The 23628-nt window shown below is 37.6% G+C and carries 26 protein-coding genes; 3 read left to right on the forward strand and 23 right to left on the reverse strand.

Annotated features, from left to right (window positions below; all coding sequences use genetic code 11):
• Positions 1-156 precede the first annotated feature (156 nt).
• On the forward strand, positions 157-855 hold the full coding sequence (locus AAHB15_RS19960; protein ID WP_098530005.1) for a helix-turn-helix transcriptional regulator: 699 nt from the start codon (positions 157-159) through the stop codon (positions 853-855).
• Positions 856-938: 83 nt separating this feature from the next.
• The gene (locus AAHB15_RS19965) at positions 939-1181 is read left to right on the forward strand and encodes a DUF2626 domain-containing protein (RefSeq protein ID WP_098530004.1); all 243 of its coding nucleotides are present in this window, start codon (positions 939-941) and stop codon (positions 1179-1181) included.
• Between the two features lie 71 nt (positions 1182-1252).
• Here the strand turns inward: AAHB15_RS19965 and AAHB15_RS19970 are convergent, their stop codons facing one another.
• A complete protein-coding gene (locus AAHB15_RS19970; RefSeq protein ID WP_335575149.1) occupies positions 1253-2344 on the reverse strand; it encodes a class I SAM-dependent methyltransferase in 1092 nt (363 codons plus the stop codon).
• A 36-nt stretch (positions 2345-2380) separates the two neighbouring features.
• Entirely contained in the window at positions 2381-3016 is a 636-nt protein-coding gene (locus AAHB15_RS19975) for an MBL fold metallo-hydrolase (RefSeq protein ID WP_335575148.1), read from the reverse strand.
• Positions 3017-3212: 196 nt separating this feature from the next.
• Here AAHB15_RS19975 and AAHB15_RS19980 point away from each other — a divergent pair, with 196 nt between their 5' ends.
• On the forward strand, positions 3213-3389 hold the full coding sequence (locus tag AAHB15_RS19980; RefSeq protein ID WP_098530001.1) for a DUF2759 domain-containing protein: 177 nt from the start codon (positions 3213-3215) through the stop codon (positions 3387-3389).
• A gap of 199 nt (positions 3390-3588) precedes the next feature.
• Here the strand turns inward: AAHB15_RS19980 and AAHB15_RS19985 are convergent, their stop codons facing one another.
• From AAHB15_RS19985 to AAHB15_RS20085, 21 genes are all read right to left on the reverse strand, one after another.
• Positions 3589-3915 (reverse strand): MTH1187 family thiamine-binding protein, encoded by a 327-nt coding sequence (locus AAHB15_RS19985; RefSeq protein WP_335575147.1) that lies wholly within the window; start codon positions 3913-3915, stop codon positions 3589-3591.
• 91 nt (positions 3916-4006) lie between these two features.
• On the reverse strand, positions 4007-5155 hold the full coding sequence (locus tag AAHB15_RS19990) for a YqgU-like beta propeller domain-containing protein (RefSeq protein ID WP_342043156.1): 1149 nt from the start codon (positions 5153-5155) through the stop codon (positions 4007-4009).
• Between the two features lie 230 nt (positions 5156-5385).
• Positions 5386-6573: a M14 family metallopeptidase gene (locus AAHB15_RS19995; protein WP_335575145.1), complete on the reverse strand. Its 1188-nt coding sequence runs from the start codon at positions 6571-6573 to the stop codon at positions 5386-5388.
• An 84-nt stretch (positions 6574-6657) separates the two neighbouring features.
• The gene (locus tag AAHB15_RS20000; RefSeq protein ID WP_342043157.1) at positions 6658-7620 is read right to left on the reverse strand and encodes an ROK family glucokinase; all 963 of its coding nucleotides are present in this window, start codon (positions 7618-7620) and stop codon (positions 6658-6660) included.
• A gap of 11 nt (positions 7621-7631) precedes the next feature.
• Complete coding sequence (locus tag AAHB15_RS20005; RefSeq protein ID WP_335575143.1) at positions 7632-7841, reverse strand: YqgQ family protein; 210 nt, start codon at positions 7839-7841, stop codon at positions 7632-7634.
• Positions 7842-7924: 83 nt separating this feature from the next.
• Positions 7925-9484 (reverse strand): rhomboid family intramembrane serine protease, encoded by a 1560-nt coding sequence (locus tag AAHB15_RS20010; RefSeq protein WP_342043158.1) that lies wholly within the window; start codon positions 9482-9484, stop codon positions 7925-7927.
• Between the two features lie 218 nt (positions 9485-9702).
• Positions 9703-9897 carry a hypothetical protein gene (locus AAHB15_RS20015; protein WP_098529994.1) on the reverse strand — a complete coding sequence of 65 codons (195 nt, stop codon included), beginning with the start codon at positions 9895-9897 and terminating at the stop codon, positions 9703-9705.
• A 104-nt stretch (positions 9898-10001) separates the two neighbouring features.
• Positions 10002-10955, reverse strand: a complete 954-nt coding sequence (locus tag AAHB15_RS20020; protein ID WP_335575141.1) for an L-lactate dehydrogenase — start codon at positions 10953-10955, stop codon at positions 10002-10004.
• 56 nt (positions 10956-11011) lie between these two features.
• The gene (locus tag AAHB15_RS20025) at positions 11012-11797 is read right to left on the reverse strand and encodes a DUF92 domain-containing protein (protein ID WP_342043159.1); all 786 of its coding nucleotides are present in this window, start codon (positions 11795-11797) and stop codon (positions 11012-11014) included.
• Positions 11791-12360 (reverse strand): 5-formyltetrahydrofolate cyclo-ligase, encoded by a 570-nt coding sequence (locus AAHB15_RS20030; protein WP_342043160.1) that lies wholly within the window; start codon positions 12358-12360, stop codon positions 11791-11793. Before AAHB15_RS20030 ends, AAHB15_RS20025 begins: the two co-directional genes overlap by 7 nt.
• 59 nt (positions 12361-12419) lie before the next feature.
• The gene (rpmG, locus tag AAHB15_RS20035) at positions 12420-12569 is read right to left on the reverse strand and encodes a 50S ribosomal protein L33 (RefSeq protein ID WP_015594975.1); all 150 of its coding nucleotides are present in this window, start codon (positions 12567-12569) and stop codon (positions 12420-12422) included.
• Positions 12570-12633: 64 nt separating this feature from the next.
• Positions 12634-13260: a hypothetical protein gene (locus AAHB15_RS20040; protein WP_342043161.1), complete on the reverse strand. Its 627-nt coding sequence runs from the start codon at positions 13258-13260 to the stop codon at positions 12634-12636.
• A gap of 13 nt (positions 13261-13273) precedes the next feature.
• A complete protein-coding gene (locus AAHB15_RS20045; RefSeq protein ID WP_342043162.1) occupies positions 13274-14539 on the reverse strand; it encodes a glycosyltransferase family 4 protein in 1266 nt (421 codons plus the stop codon).
• On the reverse strand, positions 14532-15215 hold the full coding sequence (locus tag AAHB15_RS20050; RefSeq protein WP_342043163.1) for a DUF4912 domain-containing protein: 684 nt from the start codon (positions 15213-15215) through the stop codon (positions 14532-14534). Before AAHB15_RS20050 ends, AAHB15_RS20045 begins: the two co-directional genes overlap by 8 nt.
• 297 nt (positions 15216-15512) lie before the next feature.
• A complete protein-coding gene (phoU, locus tag AAHB15_RS20055; protein WP_342043164.1) occupies positions 15513-16172 on the reverse strand; it encodes a phosphate signaling complex protein PhoU in 660 nt (219 codons plus the stop codon).
• 13 nt (positions 16173-16185) lie between these two features.
• Positions 16186-16959, reverse strand: a complete 774-nt coding sequence (gene pstB / locus AAHB15_RS20060) for a phosphate ABC transporter ATP-binding protein PstB (RefSeq protein ID WP_342043165.1) — start codon at positions 16957-16959, stop codon at positions 16186-16188.
• 12 nt (positions 16960-16971) lie between these two features.
• Positions 16972-17727, reverse strand: a complete 756-nt coding sequence (gene pstB, locus AAHB15_RS20065; protein ID WP_335575135.1) for a phosphate ABC transporter ATP-binding protein PstB — start codon at positions 17725-17727, stop codon at positions 16972-16974.
• Between the two features lie 83 nt (positions 17728-17810).
• Positions 17811-18698 carry a phosphate ABC transporter permease PstA gene (pstA, locus tag AAHB15_RS20070; RefSeq protein WP_342043166.1) on the reverse strand — a complete coding sequence of 296 codons (888 nt, stop codon included), beginning with the start codon at positions 18696-18698 and terminating at the stop codon, positions 17811-17813.
• Positions 18698-19618, reverse strand: coding sequence for a phosphate ABC transporter permease subunit PstC (gene pstC / locus AAHB15_RS20075; RefSeq protein WP_144563197.1), 921 nt, complete (start codon positions 19616-19618; stop codon positions 18698-18700). The genes pstA and pstC overlap by 1 nt, the downstream gene beginning before the upstream one ends.
• Before the next feature lie 250 nt (positions 19619-19868).
• Positions 19869-21968, reverse strand: a complete 2100-nt coding sequence (locus tag AAHB15_RS20080) for a peptidoglycan D,D-transpeptidase FtsI family protein (protein WP_342043172.1) — start codon at positions 21966-21968, stop codon at positions 19869-19871.
• A 240-nt stretch (positions 21969-22208) separates the two neighbouring features.
• A complete protein-coding gene (locus AAHB15_RS20085; protein WP_335575131.1) occupies positions 22209-23426 on the reverse strand; it encodes an MFS transporter in 1218 nt (405 codons plus the stop codon).
• Positions 23427-23628: the final 202 nt, after the last annotated feature.

The following is a 23628-nucleotide window of genomic DNA, read 5'->3' on the forward strand; positions in this document are numbered from 1 at the left end:
ACAAAGAAACTTCTTTAAATCAGAAACTTTATCTAAAAAAAGACAGGAATTGTGAACATTTTCTAAACATATAGTGTTAACATTGTTAACTTCATTCCTTTGTTATTTCGCCTGTATTATAATGGAATAAATTATGGGGGTTCGAGGTGAACAGTGATGGAACAAACATTAAAAATAACAAACGTTTTGTCAGATCCAACACGGTACTACATTTATCAATATATTACCAAACGCCATCAAGAAGTTACAGTTCAAGAGGTAGCTGAAAATTTTAATATCCATCCAAATGTGGCAAGACTACATCTTTCCAAGTTAGAAGATGTGAATATGTTAGCATCTGAAACAAAGAAAACGGGAAAAGGCGGCAGACCAAGCCGACTATACCGCTTGTCTGAGGATGTTATCCAACTGCATTTCCCATACCGGGACTACATGCTATTATCAAAAGTGGCCATGCAGACGATGATTTCGCTTGGTGAAGCTGGTAAAGAAGCACTATTTATCACCGGTAAACGATTTGGAACTGAAATTATTGAACAAGAAATGGCAAAGAGGGCACTTGGCGAAGCACTGACATTTGATCAAAAGCTGACGATTTTAAAAAGTGCTGCAACCCTTGCTGGATTTTATCCAGAGTTTGAAGCTAACGGTGACCAATCTAAAATTCACTTCCAAATCTTCAATTGTCCTTTTAAAGAAGTTGCAGAGGAACATACTGAAACCGTTTGTAATATGCACCATGAATTTTTAAAAGGCATGTTCGGTGCATTATTTGAATCAGTTGAATTAATTGAAAAAGAAAACATGATTTCAGGCTGTGAAACGTGTTCTTATCAAGTACTTGTGACAAACTAATTCGAGTCCGATGTTTACATTATGCCTCCTTTTACTTTATAATATTATATTGATGGTACCGTAGGATAAAAGGGGGTATACATATGGATCGCATGTTCAGAGTTTGTGGTTTTTGGACTGGTATTTTTACCGTAATGCTCTATCTGGGTGATTTGGATAGAACAGCAATGCTATTCTTGGCTCAAACAGGATTTTTCGTTCTGCTTAGCTACCTAAAGCTTTCCGAACGTATGTATTTGTATGTTTTCGGAGCATATTTAACTATCTTCTTCGTCGGCTTTACATATTGGACAACGTTCATGATGCCGCTTGGCGCAGGAGAGTAATAAGAGCGAAGCGCCAATAATGTATTCTGACGCTGCAGAACAAAAAAAACGCCGGAGCACCGGTGTTTTTTTTATTCTACAAACACGTCATCTTCCTTTAATTGAAGACCTTTTTGCTGAATCACGATATGAAAATAAGTGCTCAGCCCTGACGGCAAAATTAAACTGCGAATGGCACGGTTTCTTTTGCTTACCTCGGAAAAAGGATTAGGATCATAATGCTCCTCTAACTCCTTCAAAATTCCTGCCTTTAACAGAAATTCATCCTGCCTAAGTTTGGTTAGCAACTCCAGCTGATGATTCAATCCTTTTTGAACGAGTTGATCAAAGTGGATATGGGTGGTTATGTCCATCTCACCTGGATGCTGCAAAACATCGTCTATCATCATATGTTGGTGGTACCCTCTTAAACTCCCCATTTTATGCTGAGGATGTGTCCACTCTTCATTGGTGTAACCATAATCAGCAGTCACAACTATTCCTTTAATTAAGACCTTTGAAATATCCTCTATCATTTTATCCATCGCGATGGGAATCTCAATCCGTTGTTTTTCTTTTATGACCAGTTTACTTTCTGCAAGAAATGAAAGGATAGCCTGGTTGGTTAATGCTTCCCTTTGTTCAAAAAGTTGTCCGTCATGTGTCATCCCCACCATCACTTCCACAAACTCGCCGTTTATTTTTTCAATAACATGAACCGGAAGAGCGTCAAAAAGTTCATTTGAAAAAACCATGCCAGAAAAGGGTTCAACCTGCCCGAGATTCTCCATTTGAACAATTGAAAAGGGCTGAAGTAATTCACGCTGCCGCTTTCGATGGTAGGGGCTACTTTCCACTATAATATAGTTAAGTGGCGTTCCAATCGAATCATACCACTCTTGTAAAAAGGCATTCGCAAAACGCCCTGTTCCAGCTCCTATCTCACAAAAAACTGGCGGCAATTTAGTTTTTTCACAAATAGTAGAAAACCACTTAGCCAGAAGTCTGCCGTATACATCAGAAATATTACTGGTAGTAATAAAATCCCCATGTTTTCCGATTTTAGGTTTGTCCTTCATATAATAGCCTAATTCTGGATGATAAAGGACGGCTGATATATAATCGGCATAAGAAATAAGCCCCTTAGGTGAATTAGAGATTATGCGCTTTAAGTAGGTAATCATAATAACTCCCTTTTAGTTGGGTCTTTCTTTAGTATTCTAAAATCCATTTAAAAATGGGTTACTATCCATTTCCTCGCCAATGGTTGTCACAGGTCCATGGCCTGAAAGGACATAGGTTTCTTCCGGCAAACTAAGCAGCTTGTCATGGATACTTTTCAATAGCTGTCCAGAATTCCCACCAGGTAAATCAGTACGGCCGATTCCCCCCTGAAATAAAGCATCACCGGAAATAACAACATCATTTTCTTCAAAGTAATAAGAAACACTGCCGGGTGAATGACCAGGAGTATGGAAAACATGGAACGAAAATTCGCCTATCTTCATGTTCCCCTCATTATGTATAATATGATCGGCTTGATTCACCACGATTGGTTCAATTTGCATAAATAATTGCGAACCATTTAACCTAGGATCTTCAAGCCATTTTTCTTCCTGTTTGTGAATATAAACAGGAATTTTATAAGTTTCCCTGACAACATCTATTGCCCCAATATGATCAAAATGAGCGTGAGTTAAAAGAATAGCAATTGGCTTTAATTTTCTTTGACTCAATAAGTGAATTAATTTTTTCCCTTCCTCGCCCGGGTCAATAATCAAACATGTTTTATCAGGATTTTCAACAATGTAGCAATTCGTTTGCAGGGGCCCTAAAGGGATTTGTTGCCATTTCATAAATTTGTTCCTCCCATACATAAATACATCAGGTTTATTTTACACTAAAGAACATAGGAGAGAAAGCGTGCTATTAATAGTGCTGTATATTTGCCCTCGACAAATTGGTGAAAAAAATATAAAATAGGAAACGAATGTATATAATATAGTTACATAATTTTTGGAAATGGCTTTTACGAAAAAGGGGGAACTAAAAATGGGTTTAGTGATTATTTTTGCTCTTGTAACAATCCTTGCAGCCTATGCCGGTTATAGCTCACTGAAAAATAAGAACTTCCTGGCCGCTTTTTGGGGGGTTGCTTCATTCCTAGTTTTCGGCTGGTTCACAGTGATGACTATAATTGAATCCGGTTTTCCAACTGGAACACACTAATACGAAAAGCGCAAGGCGCCCGCCTATCGGCGACAAGCACAAGACGAGCCGGCCGAAAGGTTGTTCTTTAACCTTTTGGACGGATTGACTTGTGACCTCGAGCCGATGGCGCCTGGAGCCGGACAATTCTCTAAGTCGAAATTAATACTTTTCTTACCTTAAGCAAAAGACTGTCCTCTGACAGTCTTTTTTGCATTCCTTATTTATCCGCATTTTCTTTCAACAGGCTATTAACCCGTTCAACCTTATAATCCATGCTTCGCTTCACATCTCTGCGATCATCAATTCGAATTGTAGTCGCAACCCGCTTAATGCCTTCAGAGAAAGGAACCTCATGCATGGCCTGGATGACTTCAAAAAGAACCGGCAATTCTCCTTCAATAATCGTATTCATCGGTGTTAATTGGAAATTAATTTTCCCTTCCGCTTCATAGCTTCTTAATACCTTTTGAACACTTGCTACATATTTACTTACACTTGGCGTTTCAGTCCCAATCGGTATAACTGTTACATCTACAATTGCCATTAGAGTATCACCATCACTTTAACATTTTTTATATTCCTTTGTGATTTTACCATATCAATCAACAAAGGAAAAAAGAATGACCTTTTGATTGTCATTCCTTTATTAATTCATAGCTTTTCTTTTTGTTTAAATCAATGATCTTTTCATAGTTATTCCCTATCAGAGCTGTGTCCCCAGATGGTGAAATCGAGATAGGGACATTGTCCAAGTCTCCTAGAATCAGTTTACTGCTGCCCTTCTTTAGGTCATAGCTAATAAGTTGGAATCCATCTGTATATGTATCCATTTCACCACTCTCTAACGGTCTGAAGGTGAGAAATTGTTTCTTCTGTTCGCTATAATCATAAAAAGGAACCAGCCAATCTGAAAACTTGGTTAACTGCGGTATAGAAAAGCTAAACAGCCTTTTCTTCTCTTTGTCATAGAATGAATAGTCGGCAATAGATGAGTCCCCCTTATTTACAGTAACCGTCATGAGCAGATTACGATAGGCTGCAAATTGAATTAAATTAGAAAAAACAGTCTTGTCGCCTTCACTTCCTAATTGTTTAAATATTAGCGGGGCAACTAATGAGGGACTAGTTTGATTCCAATTCAAGTAGGCAATTTCATCCTTCCTAATCCATTTAATAAATGGCTGCGGAAGATTGAGTTCAGTTGTACTATCATCCCTCGAATCTAGTATAAGTAATTGAAAGCTCCAGTCTTCTGCGAATTTTGTAACCAGAACCTTTGACTCATTATAGGGATTCCACTCAAACCCTAGATCATAGGACGGAAATGTATTTTTTAAAAGTTCAGTCCCTTTAGCATCAATGATCGTAACCACTCCCTCATAGGAGGACGGTGAGGTATGGACCAATAGATATTTCTTTGATGGGCTTATTTGAACATTGACAATCGGATTCTCAGTTTTATAAATCAACTTACTTTTTCCTGTTAACAGATTATAAAGAAATAGATTGGAGGTTTGGTTTAAGTTGGTTACATAGAAAATTTGTTGGTTAGTATACCAGCCTGCTACCTTATAAAATTCACCCTGACCTGCAGGAATCGTTATTGGCAGTTTCCATTCGGCACTGAGTGATGCAGCAGGTACCTTTGTCTTTTCATTATTAAGAGGAAGTTTTTGTTTAGGCAGATCCTTAACGGCACATGCACCTAAAAAGAGAGACGACAAAATAAAGATTAGCAAAATAAGTGTACTGTTCGCTTGGTTTAATTTGTTCAAATGAATCAAGTCGTCTCCTCCTATCCCTATCATGGTTACGACGGTTGATTAACAAAATATTTCAAACATGCTCCACCTAACTTAAATAGGAAAAAAAGCCGCAGATTGCCCGGCTTTTTTAATCGATGGTTGTCAGTGGACGGTCTTTAAGGCCCCATCATTATCTAAATTTTCTCATACTAGTTCCACTCTATTTTAATAACAGTAGGGTGATATTACAAGTAAGAAACCAGGAAAATTTAATAAGCTAATGCAGCAAAAAATATTCCTTCAGCATGTTTAAGTATTTCTGGAAATTGAGAAAGCGGTAACGGATTAATTCCCTTCCCCAGCTCTAGAGTAAACCCGGGCCTATGAAATTCCTGAATAAACCAATCCTTATATCCTGCATGACTGTTTACATAGCGGATCGCACGGTACCCACTCACTTTTTCAAATTCTTTCGCAAGTAATTCAGACTCAGCAGGTTCAAGTCCTTCATACCCCCAATAAAATTCCTCTCCTTGGGTATGAAAGGCAAGAATGAGGTCAAAGTCATTTTTATGGGCTAAATCCGCCATAGCGGCTGCCTCAGGTTCTGTTAATGGATCGTCTCCTGGAAAGTCACGGGAGGCCGGTGCCTTTGGCTTCTTATTTTTTCTGCATAGCTCCCAGTTAGCTGGAAATTGGTTGTTTAAATCGATGCCTCTTATATTTGCTTTCCAATGGATAAAGTCATCACTGCCTTCATTAATTTTTGTAAGATCTTCTCGTAAATGTGCAGGCGGCCCGTTTAACACCAAATCTACTCCATCAGGATTAACCATTGGTACAAGGGATAACTCAACGTTCTCATAAAGAGCTAATGCCTTCCTCCCTCTAACGGGTTGATTATTTGTGATTGATATCAAATACCGGTTTAGTAAACTCATGAGGACCATTGTAGTAATCCATTCATTGGCATGGAAGGAAGCATTCATATGTATTTTCTTATCTCCCTTTCCAATCCTGATTTCATGAATGGGGTTTCCTAAAACACTCGTACCAATGTTTGTTACTTCCATAAAGGGATAAACTCGCTTAAGATTTTTCATTAATTTTGCCAGTCTCTTATAATCTAACGGGGTTTTTTCTTGTACAAGGGGAACGACTATTTTTTCGGGGACAAAAACCTGCTCACCAATAACCAGTTGGGTTGGATCTATGGTTTGATTTAGTAGAAAGAGGGAGTCCAGCTCTATTCCTCTTAATACAGAAATTTTTCCAAACGTATCTCCCTCTTTTATAGTATAGGGAACTGAAACATATCCAGGTAAATGAATTTTATCTGCTGGTTTCATATCCATTGGATTTACGTGTGAGTTGGAATCCAATATTAGCTGGAGTGGGATTTTAAATAACTTGCTTAAATATGATAGAGTATCCTCAGGTCGTACACTTATCTCCATATACTCTCCTCCCATCATATAGAATATATGTAAATCTTCATCAAAAAATGATAAAAACCCGTAATTCTACGGGTTTTTAAATGATTATTGATTTAATTTATTTTTTATTAACCAGGCGGCACCTAAAACACCTGCATCATTTCCTAATGTGGCAATATCTATTTCAGTAGAATTTCTAACTGCAGGGAAGGCAAATTTCTCGAAGTTCTCTTTTACTGAATCTAGTAAAATATCCCCTGCTTTCGATACGCCTCCACCTAAAACAATTTTATCAGGATTTAGTGTGTTGCCGATATTTGCTAAAGCTAATCCTAAATGGAAGGATACTTCATTTAATACCTTTTGGGCCAATTGATCGTTATCGCGGGCTGCATCAAAAATATCCTTAGCAGTGATCCTAAACAGTTCTCCTAATTTACTTGATGAGCTGCTGTTTTTAACGGCCTCCTCGGCTAACCGAACAATCCCTGTAGCAGAGGCAACGGTTTCAAGACATCCTGTTTTTCCACAATTACAAGGCGCTCCGCCAGATGGAATGACTGTGATATGACCAATCTCACCGGCTGCACCGTTAATACCCTGGATAATATTTCCATTAGCAATAACCCCGCCGCCGACACCAGTCCCTAGTGTAACACAGACGAGATCTCTTGCCCCATTCCCAGCACCGCTCCACATTTCCCCTAAGGCCGCACAGTTTGCATCGTTTTCAACAGCTGCAGGAAGTGAAGTTGCTTCTTCCAGGCTATCCTTGAGTGGGTAGTTATCCTTCCAGCCTAAATTTACGACATTTAAGATAATCCCTGTCTCATAGTCTACAGGTCCAGGTGCACCCATACCAATCCCCATTAACTTTTCTTTGGTTTCACCAATCTGAGACAACTTCTCTTCAATTGCCTTAGCAATATTGGAAGTAATATTTTGACCTTCATTCGAATTATCTGTTGGGATTTCCCACTTATGTACAATATCACCGGAGTTTGTAATAAAGGCTATTTTAGTAGTTGTGCCGCCGAGGTCGATACCTGCTATCCATTTATCTGCCAACGTAAATTCCCCTACCTTTGGTTACTTTTTTCTTTTTGAATCTGGATTTCGTGTCTTAATAATAACAAAGCAGACTGATATTCTCTTGGTTCAATTAATTGTGCCTGATATAAGTCTTTTAACTCTGCTTCCATTAGCTCAAGGTCACCAATTCGATCACCAACATAAATAATGGTTCCAAATTGTTTCAAAAATTGCTGAATATCATAGATTGTCTTCATCTAGAGACCCCTGCCTCCTTCATTTTGAATGGAGAGTATATTCTTATACTAATTAAAAGTATACCTCACGAACGCTCTCGAAGCTATCCTTCTTTTCCTGTGGATTGTGCTTGATTAATGTAATTAAGCAATTTTGAAAAGTCTTGATCACTTGGATTCAGCTTCACAGCTTTTTCCGCATTCTGTTTGGCTTGTTTAAAATTATTCTCATTGAAATTTATGATAGCTAAATAATAGTATGCTGTCGATAATTTGGAATCATATTCAATAGCTTTATGCAGATGTGTTTTTGCATCCGATAATAGGTTTTGTTTGTATTCAACAAAGCCTAAAATTAAATATGTTTTTTCAGTCGGATTACTGGTTTTCTGTTCAAAATCTTTTAATACCTTATAAGCATCTTTATAATTTCCTTTATTCACATACTCTTGTGCCAACATTACAACCGAATCCTCATAGACTGTGCTTGAAGTTGAATGGTATCCATAAAACAATGATCCGCCAACAATGGTTACGGACAAGAAGAAGAAGAAAAGTTGTAATAACCATTTTTTATTTTTTGGAAAGTGCATCATTCCTGCAGCTAAAAATCCTCCTGCTAATCCACCTAGATGGCCATAGTTATCGATTCCTGAAGATGTAAAGCTAAATACAAGGTTAATTCCGAGTACCACAATTAAATTTAATCCTATTGACCGCGAAAATAATTTGGGGTAAATCGTACCAAAATATAATAATGCACCAAAACAGCCATAAATAGCCCCACTTGCCCCAACTGATACGATTGGACTAAAAAGAAAACTTGAAATAAAACCAGTAACACCAGCAAATAGATAAATAAAAAGGAACCGAATATTGCCAAATATTCGTTCAACTGTTAAACCTAAAAAATATAATGCTAGTGTATTCATTACTAAATGTAAAAAGCCACTATGCAGAAAAATGGGTGTAATCAATCTCCACCACTCACCTTGATAGATCAGGGCGTTTACTTTGGCACCATACTTTATTAATGTGGATGTATTAGTGCTTCCCCCGTGTATTTCCATCCAGAGGAAAACAGCAAGTTGAATGACGATAAAAACATATGTAAGCAACGGCTTTCCATTAAACAGAATCTCTTGTTCGGCTTTAACCTTTTTAACGTTAAGATTTAATGCCGACTTCTTTAATTCCTCCACCTCTTGTTCTGAATAATCATCCTGGAATTCAAAATGAATATCCGAACTAAGATTTTCGGAAATGTTTCTAAATCCTGATTCAAGTTTACCGTTTGCCAAAATAATAGAGGTGACGGTCGTTTTATTTTCTTGTGGAAAAACAAAAGGTTTTGCAAGACGATATTCATACTCATCCACCGGCGGAAACTGACTGACATAAATATTCATTACATTAAGTTCACTCTTACCGATTTGTTTACGCACTCTTTCCCCGTTTGAAGCTGTATATTCAATATCTCTCTGCATGGCATTACTCCAATTTAAATCATGGAGCAGCATTCGAATAATAGGAGCTTTTTTATTTTCTAACTTTTCAAGCCACAATTCTTTTTGATTTTCAAATAATTGTATAACCCGATAACCCTGATCAGAAATGAAAGAATATGCCACCCTCCAAAAGATGTAACCTGCTTTATTGTTCATTTCTCCCCTACTTTCTATTTCAGCTAAAAGTATATCGTTAGTTATGGCCATTGCCAGTAAATTTACACCTTAAGCTAAACTTGATCTTAGTATTAATCTGTATTTATTTCTCTCCGTTCCTTTCATTATAAACGAAATGATCCATCAACAATGGCTCTAAACCACTGACAAAATAAATTTAAAAAATTGGACAAAAAACAGAAAACCATCTGTGGTTTTCACCTAGCAGATGGTCCTCCAAAAACGGATGACATTAATTTTTGTCTTACCCCAGGGAAGCTCATGATAGAGCCTACAGCAAGCCTTCGCATCCAGCCTGTCCCGATCAGGGCATTGATAATTCTGTACCTGTAGCGGAACACAACATAACCAATTGAACCTATCATAAAAATCGATGTTAATAGACGAGACATCATCATCCCTCCTACTTACTATTCTGTGATAGCTGCAAGAGATTTATCCATTATTCATAAAGAAAAGAAACGAATAAGAAACTCGTCTCTTTTATCATTAACATTTAGAATTTCTTAAACACAGGTTCCATTGTCTTTTTTAACACTTGAACAGAATTTGTAAACTTTGCTTTTTCTTCCTCATTAAGATCAAGTTCAACAATTTCCCTGACTCCATTTCGATTAACAACAGCAGGAACACCGATATAGATATCATTGTGACCGTATTCCCCGTCCAAGTAGGCGGAAACTGTTAGTACAGAGTTTTCATTTCGTAAAATGGCTTTTGTTAAGCGGACTAACCCCATGGCAATTCCGTAATATGTAGCACCTTTGCGTTCAATGATGTGATAGGCGGCATCACGTACATTTAAGAAAATTTGATTTAAATCATCCGGATTAAAGTCTGCTTTATTTTTAGTCCATTCAGAAATGGTTGTTCCAGCGATATCAGCATGACTCCAAACAGGAAGTTCTGTATCTCCATGTTCTCCAATAATATAAGCATGTACATTCCTAGTATCAACGTCAAAATGTTCACCCAGTAAATAACGGAAACGGGCCGTATCTAAGATCGTTCCTGAGCCAATAACGCGCCCTCTTGGGAGACCAGAGAATTTCCAGACAGCATATGTTAAAATATCCACCGGATTAGTGGCAACTAAAAATATTCCATTAAATCCGCTGTCCATAATTTGATCAACTATACCTTTAAAAATTTTCGTATTTTTTTCGACTAGGTCGAGTCTAGTCTCTCCTGGTTTTTGATTCGCCCCAGCCGTAATAACGACTAGATCCGCTACACCACAATCCTTGTAATCCCCATACCAAATTTTCGTCCTAGATGGAGCAAAAGGCATTCCATGATTTAAGTCCATGGCATCCCCTTCCGCCTTCTCCTTATTTAAATCAACTAATACTAACTCTTCCGTAATGCCTTGATTTAAAAGGGCAAACGCATAGCTTGACCCAACGAAACCTGTTCCAATCAGTACAACCCGATTAACGCGTCTTAACATTCTCATTCCTCCCATTTTGTTTTAGCCATTGATACTGTGTAAACATTATATGAATATCAAAAAAGTCTTAAAATTACGATTGATAACAATGAAGCTATAAAACCCGACAGAAAATTCACCATATCATTATCCACTAAGGTGAGTCCTTTTATTCGAGTTGTGGGCATATGACAATGGCTCTTTTTTTCAGTAGTAATTCCACAATGTCCACATACATAAACTTGTTGGTAAAATGCCCCAAATAACGTATCAATGACATTTCCGATATAGCCAAATAAAAATACAATCAACATTAAATAGATATCTAATTGGAAAAGAAAATAACCTAGGATGGAGATGAAGAAAGAGCCGACAGCAGCCGCTGCACTGCCTAAACCACTAATTGCACCTGAAGTTCCTCTTTCAATTCGTTTAAATGTTCGTATGTATATAGGGTTCTTCTTGCTTAAACTGCCAATTTCCGATGCCCATGTATCAGAATTGGCGCTTGCTAAACAAACCATAAAGCCGATCGACCAAGCCCGTTCAGGCAGGAATAAATAAAGGAGACTAAAAAGAGCAGCAGCCCCCCCGTTCGCTAGGACCTGAAACCAATCTCTTGTTGCTCCTTTTGCCAATTTTTCTTCCATAGTTTTTTTTACATTTCTCTTATATTTTGACCAAAAGTTGGAAGATACAAAAAAAGCACCAAGCAATTCAAGTCCATTTAGACCCATACCGGCATAAACAGAAATCCCAACCAGCATAGCTGCAAAAGCACCGGTTAATGTAAGGGATTTTTGAAAATATCCAGCCATCGCCCCAATTATTATCACAAGATTAATAAACAAGTCTTCTAGCATTTCGTTATGATGACCTCACCATTTGTAATAATTTTAGAAACAGGAATATCATGATCTTCAATTGGAAGATGAGAAATGATTTGTTGATTAAAGGCTAGCGATAGAGTTTTACCGGAAAAATCAGCTAAGAAACGATCATAGTATCCGCCGCCAAATCCTAACCGATAGCCTGACCTAGTATATCCGAGGCCTGGTACAATTATTAAATCAATCATTTCAGCATTAATTTCGGCAGTCAGTTCTTCTATTGGTTCTAATAACCCATAATAGACCGATTCAAGCTGGGAAAATTCCGTAAGTGTTCTAAATGATAACCTTTTGTCAGTTGGACTGCATCTTGGTATAACTACTTGTTTCCCTTCTTCCCAAGCTTTTCGAATGATTTGATATGTATCTACTTCAGGCTGTCTTGAAACATAAATTCCGATGATTTTTGCCTTCTTCCAATCATCATCAGCATATAAAGTTCTGGCGATCTTATAGGAATAATCCTCATAAAGGGGTCTTGACAGCGTTGAAAGTGTTTCTTTAACCTGTTTACGTATCTTATTCTTATCAGTCATAAAATTGGCTCTCCTTACTATTTGATGGCAACAAAAAAAGCAGCAGGAAGCCCCACTGCTTATTTTGTTTCACGATGTGCTGTTGTACGCTTTTCTCTTGGGCAATATTTCTTAAGCTCAAGACGATCTGGGTTGTTACGTTTATTTTTTGTTGAAATATAGTTACGATCTCCACACTCAGTGCAAGCTAACGTAATATTTACACGCATGTCAATTTCCCTCCAAACGATTAAGCTGTTCGTTCATACGACTTTTCTATAATATCATTTTTCATTAGGAAATGCTAGTGTGTTTTTTAAGAAGTGCTTTTTCTAATAAAATCAGTTCGTTTTTGCTTGAACCGCTTATCGTCCAAGTATCCATTTTTCTAGTTTGATGTGGTCCAATAGACGTTGTCATCTTAAATATACTAGCTGCAGGCCCTTTTGCCATTGGTTGATATTTTAAGCTTCCTTTTTCAATGGAACTCCAAATCCGGTCCGTATATGCGTTCCGCATAGGCACAGCTGTGTATTCTTTCATACTTGCATGATTACAGTGTCCATTCACAAGGTAAACCTGTGTTTTCGCATGATGAATAATATGATTTTCAACTGGTGACAGGAATGTTAAGTTGTCTTGTCCAACATTTAAAAAATGGTGCATTGCTAAAAAATGAATCTGTTTCGTTTTTTGACTGTGATTGTTTACAGAAACATTTGATAGACAAATTTTAGAATGTATTTGTTCTTGCTTTACTTTGATCACTAACTCTTCATCGTAAATCACTTTTTCCATGGTGTCTTGGAGCCAAAAGTATTTCCCATTAACCCAAATTCCCGGAATTAAATGAAGTGAGTCCATCGCTAATTCAAGATTAGGGGCAATTTTCCCTTTTTGCAGTTCAGTAGTTAAATTCATCATCATGCACACCTTATTTTTCATTTTTTGGCACTGACTGTTGCTCCTTCTCATTTACTCGTTGGCTTAATAACGTATCTTCCATAATCCTAACTGTTTCTGAAGCGATTCGTTTCCAGCCATATAGACGTTGAACAATTTGCTTACCCCTGCTGCCAATCTCTTTCGCTTTCTCTGGTTGATTGAATAAAAACTCAATTTGTTCGATTAGACTTTGTGGATTTCCTGGGACCATCAACATCCCCGTTTGGAGATGCTTAATAATTCCTTTCATTCCACCAATATTAGAGACTATGGTTGGTTTTCCGAGAACCATTGTTTCTAATACAACAATTCCGAATGGTTCGTAAAGGCTTGGTATCACAGCTAGCTCACAGCCTTGAATTAAGGCATTTCTTTGTTCATCCGTTACGAAGCCAATAAAGGTTACGTGTTCCTCCAAACCAAGCTCTGAAACCTGTTTTTGATACTCCTTCTGCATCGGCCCTTTTCCGGCAATGACAAAAACGAAGTCTTGTTTCTTTTTTTCTTTTGCAATCGCTGCTGCCTCGATGATCGTTTCGAATCCTTTTTCTTCAACTATCCTTCCAATTGAAAAGATATATTTTTTATCCTTTAGTACTGGCATTACCTCTGCAATTTGCCGATTTACTGTCAATGGTTCAATTCCATTTGGAATGACAGCCATCCTCTCAACATGCAGGGTAAAAACCTTTTTTAGTTCTTCCTTCATATATTCGCTGCAGACAATAATTTGGTCAGACTCTAAAATTAATTGCTGTTCTTTTTCATGGATGAACTGCTGGATCTCGGTATAGATTCCATTATTTCTTCCATGCTCTGTCGCATGGATTGTGGTTAGTAGTGGAATGCCTAATAATTCCTTTAGGGAAATCCCTGCTGCTCCGACAAGCCAATCATGAGCATGAATAATATCGAAGTCTACTTCTTCTGCTAGTTGTTCTGCCTTAAAGGCCATTGCTAAATTTAAGCCGGCAATCCACGACAGAAAATGATCGTCATTCGCATTAATTGGCCTTACACGGTGGACATTTATTCCATGCATCATTTCAAATGTTGGAAGACTAGTTTTCCCTGCTGTTAGGACATGAACTTCATGTCCATTTTCCGCCAAATGAGTTGATAATCCTACTACATGTCTTGATAGTCCTCCAACAATATTAGGCGGGAATTCCCAGGAAAGAATTAATATTTTTAACTTCCAAGGAGCTTGGCTTTTTACATCTAAGTCAACTGGTCCTAGCTGTCGTTTATCCATTGTGCTCCCCCAAGTTGTTCGATTTCACATAATAACTGTAAGTACTCACTTGCTCAACCCATTTAGGAGATTCTTCTTCATATCGGTGGAATTGCAATAATTCCTGCTGAAAAGTATTACCGCTTAGTATTTCAGGTGAAGGCATTTGAATACAATTCGAACGATAAAGCGGAAAAAATTGATTGTCAGAGAGGTGTACTCCTAATTCGGAAACATAGCTCCGATTTTCTGACAATCCTTTAATAAACCAGTGTCCACTTTGGTAAGGAACGGTTATTTCATTATAATGGTGAGCATTTTTACCATTAAACAAAATATTCGTTACGTCATAAATTCTAGTAACAGTGACAAGTTCTTCAAACTTTCGATTAAAAAATTGTTCAATGATTTTTTTCGGTAACTCGGAAATGTCCCAGAAAAGAATTATTTTGCGAGGTGTAATAAGCCTTGCCTTTAGCTCTCCCTTTTGTGGAATTAATTCTAGTGAAATAGAGTCATCTGAGGAATTTGAATCCTTAGTAGATTGCCTATTAAGTTCATCCGTTATTTCATTATTATTTTCTTCAATCCATTTATTCCAGCGGTATTGAACTTTACCAACTGTCGTATTTAATTCTGAGGCGATTTTACGAAATGATAATCCATCTCCTCTTAGTTTGATAATTTCCTCAATCATTTTTTTCCTCCGTTCTGTAAACAATCAATATATGCAACCATCGCAAAATAATTCTTAATAATTTATAATTTAATGGTATCACCAGATTAGAAAGCATACAATAAACGCATTTTGTCGTTTTTTGGTTATCCTATATAGCAAGCTTTGTTTACGATAATTAAATTTTTTTTAGATACTAATTAACCATCGTTTTTTACATGTATCAACAAATTTCTAAACTGGATATGATTATCTTTTCGACAGCATTATCTATAAAATAAAAGAGGAGGCTGCACAATTTAAGCAGCCTCCTCTTTTTTAAGCATTTAAGTTTATTCGTTTTCCTGTAACAAGATAAATTACATTCTCGGCAATATTCGTTGAATGGTCAGCGATTCTTTCAACATTTCTACAAACAAATGCTAACTGAATAATTTGGTTGGTTGAATTTAGATTTTGCGGAATATATCCCATTAATTCTTGGATTAACTGGCCAAACATTTGATCCACCTGGTCATCTTTTTTTGCACATTCTTGTGCCAGAGAAACATCCTCGGTGGTAAAAGCTTCAATCGACTCAGAAACCATCTCCAAAGCGATTCCCATCATATTTGGTATATCAATAATCTCCTTAATATGCTTTTCATTACCTATATGAATGGTGGATTTGGCGATATTTACGGCAATATCAGCCAATCTTTCAATTTCTGATGATACCTTTAATGCAGCGCTTATTTTTCTAAGGTCAGTAGCTACAGGTGATTCTCTTGCAATTAATAATAATGCTTTATCATTTATTTCTTGTTCCAATTTATTAATTTCATCATCCCCCATAAGAACAGCCTTTGCCTTATCGAGGTCTTGATTGACTAAAGAGAGCATAGCATCTTTAATAGCCATTTCCGCTTTTTTAGCCATGGATAATAACATTTTATTTAATTGCATTAAATTATGATCAAAATTAGACCTTGTAGTCATTCTGTCCACCCCATCATCCGAATCTTCCGGTAATATACCCTTCCGTACGTGAGTCCGCAGGGTTTGAAAATATAGCAGCAGTAGCATCTAATTCAATAAGTTCTCCCATTAAGAAGAAGGCTGTTTTTTCTGACACCCGTGATGCCTGCTGCATGTTGTGAGTAACAATAACGATTGTATATTTCTCTTTTAGCTCTAAGATCAATTCTTCTATCTTCAAAGTGGAGATTGGATCTAGTGCAGAGGTTGGTTCATCCATCAGTAATACCTCAGGTTTGGTCGCTAAAGCCCTGGCGATACATAATCTTTGCTGCTGCCCACCAGATAACCCTAAAGCAGGTGCGTGTAATCGGTCCTTCACTTCATCCCATAATGCTACGTCCATTAATGATTTTGTGACAATTTCATCAAGATGTACCTTCTTTTTAATCCCATGGATTCTTGGTCCGTAGGCTATATTATCATAAATAGACTGTGGAAAAGGGTTTCCCTTTTGGAAGACCATCCCCACATGTTTGCGAAGGTCAACAAGGTCCACTTTCTCATCTAGTATGTTTTTACCATTTAGATTAATTTCGCCTGTCATTTTGACATTTGGTATCATATTAATCATTAAATTAAGTGTTTTAATAAAGGTTGACTTACCACATCCTGATGGTCCTATGATCGCTGTAACTTCTTTTTTATTAATGGAAAAATTTATATCCTTTAAGGCATGATGGTCTCCATACCATAAATTTAAATCTTTTATATCAAATATTTGTCTTGTTAATGTTGAAGTTGCCATGACTTCGCCCCCTTATCCGAATCTTCCTGAAATATACTCTTCGGTCTTTTTTACGGAAGGATTGGTAAAGATTTTTTCAGTAGAATCATATTCGATTAAATCTCCATTTAAAAAGAAGGCTGTCTTATCAGAAATACGGGAAGCCTGCTGCATATTATGGGTAACAATAATGATGGAATAATCCTTTTTCAAATCAACGATCAATTCTTCCACCTTCGCATTGGATATCGGGTCTAATGCTGACGATGGCTCATCTAGGAGCATAACCGCCGGCTTCATCGCAATAGTCCTAGCTATGCAAAGACGCTGTTGCTGTCCGCCTGATAGTGAAAGTGCAGATTTATAGAGCCGGTCCTTTACTTCATCCCACAAAGCTGCCTTTTCAAGACTTTCCTGTACGAGATCATCAAGCAGGCTTTTCTTCTTAATACCACTAAACTTCAAAGCATGAGTAATATTTTCATAGATTGATTTTGGAAATGGATTTGGCTTTTGAAATACCATACCAATTTCCTTTCTCAATGCGACCACATTTATTTGCCCGGATAAGATATTTAGATCTTCATAAAGAATTTCTCCCTCAGCCCTAGCCCCAGGAATTAAATCATTCATTCGATTGATACTGCGTAAAAACGTTGACTTACCACAACCAGACGGACCAATTAATGCAGTTACAGCATTTTTCTCTATATCCATTGAGATACCATTTACGGCACGTTTTTCCCCATAAAATATTTCTAAATTATTAACCTTTAAAATATTTTCCATTTGGAATGGGACGGTTGATTGAAATGTTTGTTCTATTGTTTCTTTTTCCAATAAAGTCGTAACCATCCGTTTTCACCTGCCCTTTATTTTGTTGCAGTGATTTTTTTATGAATCATGCTTCCTATCCATCTAGCTAAAAGGTTAAATAGTAAGACTGAAATAACCAGCACGGCTGCAGAACCATTTGAGACTTCTTCAACGTCAGGGATTAACCCCTGTGTATTGACCGACCATATGTGTACAGCGAGTGTTTCTGCAGGTCGAAAAATATTTAGCGGCGATTGATCCGAAAATGGATTCCAGTTTGCATAATCTAGCCTTGGTGTTGATAGACCAGCTGTAAATAACAATGCTGCCGCTTCACCAAATACCCTTCCTGCCGCTAGAATCGCACCAGTTAAAATCGATGGAAACGCACTTGGTAAAATAACGGTTTTAATTGTGTGCCAATGTGTAATCCCTAACGCAAGACTTGCCTCTTTTAAATCACGAGGCACTGCACGAATGGCGTCCTCACTCACCCGCACCAGCACTGGAAGATTAAACACCGTTAATGCTAAGGCACCGCCCAAAATCGTATAACCCCAGCCAGTTAAATTAACGAACATTAATAAACCAAACATTCCGATGACAATAGATGGGAGGGAAGCAAGTACTTCAATACAAGAACGGATTATATCCGTTACTTTTCCGGGCTTAGCATATTCAGCCATATATATTCCACCGCCTATACCAAGCGGAACTGTAATTAACATTGTTATAAATAGGACGTAAAAGGAATTAAATAATTGATCGCGAATCCCTCCGCCCGCTTGTACATTACTTGAAGGCGTGGTTAAAAATTCGAGTGATACATGTTTAAGTCCATTCACTAAAATATATGAAAATAGTCCAACTAAAATAGAAATGATAATAATAGCAATCGCCACAAATACTCCTGTGGCTAAACGGTCAGCAGTTTTACTATTCATTACAGCTTCCTCCTCGATGATAGATAACGGATCAGGAGAATAAACGCAAACGACATGACTAATAAAATGAGTCCCATGGACCAAAGTGTGTTATTTTCAACACTTCCGTAAGTGGTATGTCCCATGTTCAAGGTAATAATTGTTGTTAAAGTTGCAGAAGCATCCAAAAGGCTTGTTGGTAAATCTCGAACGTTTCCGATTACCATTTGAACGGCTAATGCTTCTCCAAATGCCCGCGCCATACCTAAAACCACAGCAGTCAGTAAGGTTGGCAATGCTGCTGGAATGAGGACCTTGCGTATAGTTTGCCAGCGGGTTGCTCCAAGAGCATAAGAGCCTTCTCTTAAATTCTTTGGCAATGAACTCATCGCATCTGTCGCAATGGTCGTAATCGTTGGTAAAATCATAATCGATAACACAATTGTCCCTGAAAGCAAACTAAATCCTAGTCCGCCAACATGTTCCCTGACAAAAGGAACTAATACTGTTAGGCCGATGAATCCATACACAACGGATGGAATTCCAACTAAAAGCTCAATGATCGGTTGTAATATTTTCCTTCCCCATGAAGGTGCAATCTCTGTCATGAATATTGCCCCGCCAATTCCTAATGGTGCAGCAACAATTGCCGCTAAAAAAGTAACGGCAAAAGATCCAAAGATAAACGGTAATGCCCCATATTCTGGATTAGCTTTATTGGTAGGATTCCAGTGAATACTGGTTACGAACTCTATAAGACTTACACTATTCTGAGTAAATGATTGTAAACCTTTTGTACCAAGAAAGATGGTAATCGATATGGTAGCAGAAATCATAATCACAGCACATAAAATCACAAGAAACTTTCCGCGAACTTCTCCATTCATCCAACTTTTCTCAGACTTTAACAATCTTTCCTTTGCAGGTATGATCTTTTCCATTGCAGCAACACCCCTAGATACGTCATAAGAGGGTAAATGCAAGACCTGCACTTACCCAGTTATTCAATTAAACGAACAGTTTATAGATTTTCGTTGTTTTCACTTACATATACAAGCATAAATCCTGAGTGTAAACGGGGTTTTAATCGTATGTAAAGGTTTTGTAAATCTATGTATAGATATTGTAAATTCGGAAAAAATAAAAAAACCACCTGTTTCGATTTGAACAGGTGGTTCAATGAGTATTAAATTATTGACTAGTTTGGCTGTTTTGAGCGGTATCAACTGCAGTTTGGTTTGCCTGCTGCTCCGTCCCTGAAACACCATCTGTTGTTTGACGTGTTTTCTTTAAGTCAAAATAGGCATCCAAAACTCTGCGGCCAATTAGGTTGTTTATACTTGGACCACTGCTGCCTGAATAGGCCCATGGCACAACTACAGCCACAGCTACTTCTGGATTATCAGATGGTGCATAGCTGACAAGACTTAAGTTCCAGACCTCTGTACCACGTTTTGTTTTATCTGATCCATCATAAAATGCCTGTGCTGTTCCGGTTTTCCCTGCGGGGTGGTATGGTGCACTCCTAAAGTAACTAGTTGCTGTACCATCGCCCACCTGCATAACCATTCTGAACCCTTCTTGGACACGTTTAATCCAAGCATCCTTCATATCAATACGATTTAATACTTTGGGTTCAATTTCTTCAACAATCGGTCCTAACTCATTACTTTCCATTACCGGTTCACGAATTTCCTTTACAATATGCGGCTGAACACGATTACCGCCATTGGCAATTGTGGATACATACTGTGCCAGCTGCATTGGAGTATAGGTATCATACTGACCAATGGCAAAGTCAAGAAGTTTACCCGGAATATTCTCAGTCCCTGGAAAACCGCTCATTTCATTTGGCAGGTCAATTCCTGTCCGTGTCCCAAGACCAAATTGGCTAAATGACTGCCGCATAGTGTTAAAGGTCTTTGCAGTTTCCATATTTAATGTACCATTTGGAACATATTTTCCACCTGCCATTGCAATAACGGTCTTCCACATATAAACGTTGGAAGAAACTTGTAAGGCTCGTAGGTCATTAATGGAACCAAAGGTTTTCCATGATTTCTTGATAGGAGTATTTTTAATCACTAACGGTTCATCTAGTTGGTATGAACCCGGTTTAATCGCACCAGTTTGATATCCAGTTAAAATGGTAGCTCCTTTTACTGCTGACCCCACGTTGTAAGAGCTCGTAAAATTACCACTAGCATAGTCCTTCATGACTGTCTTTCCATTACTGTCCTTACCAATTAGTTTTCCGGCCATCGACAATATTTCACCTGTATTAGGATTCATGACAACGGCAAAGGCACGGTCCATAACACCCGTATTAGGTTTACTTTTAGCAGACCACATTTCTTCTTCTACTATTTTTTCAACCTGCTTTTGAAGGTCCATATCAATGGTTAAAACTAAATCATCGCCGCGCTTCCCTTCTGAAACAACTTCAGTAGAAAGGATTTTTCCGGCTTTGTCTGTTACGGTTTTCACTTTTGCCTTTTGACCATGAAGAACATTTTCATATTTTAATTCTAGATAACTTTTCCCTACGCGGTCATTTCTACTGTAACCCTGTGCAAGATATTTATCTAACTGCTCCTTAGGGATACCTGCTTCGGAGGAAGTGACATCCCCTAATATAGATTTTAGGGTGTCACCAAAAGCATATTCTCGTTTCCAATCTGTAGTTGTATCGACGCCTGGCAGATTTTCTAGATTTTCACTTACGATAGCAAATTCATCCGGGGTAACATTTTTATTTTTAACAATTTGAGGTGTTAAGGAATAACCACTATTGAATTGCCTATAAATAGCAAGCGTTTCAAGCTCTTCTGGTTTAAAACTATTTAATTCCTTATCGGTAACCCGGTCCAGCTGTAATTGATAAATTTTCTTATCATCTATTTTTTTCTGATTATAAGCTGCCCATTCTTTTTTGGTAATTTTCGCTTTGGCTTCTTTCGGATGATTGGTTATCCAAAAATCCTTTTTGTCACGGATTGGAATTTTTGAAGTATCCATCGAGATAAGCTTAGCTAATTTAGCTGCTGTGTCCAACATTTCCTTCTGCGTAACATTTTGACTTTTTGTATAAGTAATCGCATTTAGCGGACTATTATCAACAATTGTCTTACCATTACGATCATACATTTTCCCCCTTGGGACAGGGGTATTGACGGTAATATCCTCAGTTCGTTCAATTTCCCGTTTAAAATCATCGCCAAAGACAATTTGCAGTTCTCCCAGACGAAGTATGAGAACAGAAAAAAGGATAAATACAACAAAAAACACCATATTTAAACGAAACGGGACATGTGTTTTTTTCTTTTTCTTTTTAAGATTCAAGGTCAATCTACACTTCCTTTACTCGAAGGCTTACATAACTTTCTCTATTTTAAAGGATAATGTTCTATTTTTCTATGAATAACCCTTACCAATTTTGTTAAAAAACCTAGACCAAATTGTTTCCTTTTTAGTACCTTACCACTTTTCGGTGATTGTACAAAAAAAACGATGAGTATTAAACTCACCGCTTTATGCTGCAGGTAATCGAACTCTTCTCATAAACAAATAGATTAATAAATGACCCGCACCTAAAAAGAATAATAAAATCGGAATACTTTCTTCTTCATTAAACCACGTAACAGCCGCTAGGAAAGCAAGGACAGATATAATCCTACCGAGATTTAGATAGATTTCCCGAACAACAATATACTCAATCCTCATTTCTGCAGCTTTCCATCCAGACCCAATTACATCATATGTAGTTGAACTATAAGGGACTAACAATAGTGGATACGCTATTGCGATCATCCCTCCATATATTAACAATTTTACAAAGTTCAAATCCCAAATAATCAACAGGACTGAAGCATAAAGGATAATCCCGCCAATTAAAATGGCTTTTTTTCGATGTTTTTTCTTAATTAATCGTGACGCAAAATAGTAAGCAACAAAGGAAATTCCAGAATTGATTAGGCCGAACGTACCTAAAGACATTTCACTTCCTGTCGAAATATAAACAAAAACAGAGATAACAAAAGCAAAAGTACCCTCTCGTAGCCCCTGAACAAAATGAGCATTTGTCACAAAACGCCAATTTTCGTTTTGTTTCCTTTCCTCAATAATTCGTGTAAAGCAGTATTTTCCGGAAGCAGGCCTTGGTTTTAACGAAAAACTCATAAATACCGCTAATCCGAATAATGCAAGTGATAAACCAAAAACAAACGTATATCCGGTAAATTCTTCAAATCTTGTGATGATAATACCCGCTGCGATCGGTCCAATCATGCCGCCTGCAGAAGATAATATCCCTAAAAATCCATTAAAAAAATCTCTTGTCTCTGGTTCGGTAATTTCAAAAGTTAACACATTATAGGCTAACCAATAGAAGCCATAACCAATTCCAAGCAGGCCGCCTAATAAAAGTAAATAAGTAGAAGCATTTGTGCCCGTAATCAGCACAGCAAGATAAAACAATGCTAAAGCGATTACACCAATTCGCAGCACAATCACTCGATCGATTTTTTTCGCCCACCGCCCCGCCAAAATAAACGTTAACGGCTGCAATACGACTATTGAGAGGTTATATAGGGCAATATCAGAATACTGTCCTGTTTGCTTCCAAAGATAAATATTCACAAATGTGTTGGATAAAGCAACACTCAATGAATACAAACCTCCAATGATCAGCAAAAGTGATAAATCCTTTGTTAATTCCACGTCGCCTAAAATCTTAAATTTTTTTGCCATAAAAAAAACTCCCCTTTGTCATAAGGGTAGTCTTTATCAAGGACAAGGTTCTTATACAAATTAAAGTGAATAAGAAAAGCGGAAGCGCCTTGGTCAGCCCCGATATAGGGCGACTTGTCGACTGGCCGGCGAAAGCAGGGACAAAGACTAGTCGCCCTTAATGCGTACAGAAAGCGATAGCTTTCTGTAGCCAAGCATAAGA

It is taken from the genome of Bacillus sp. OTU2372, from assembly GCF_038440275.1.
GTDB lineage: Bacteria > Bacillota > Bacilli > Bacillales > Cytobacillaceae > Neobacillus > Neobacillus bataviensis_B.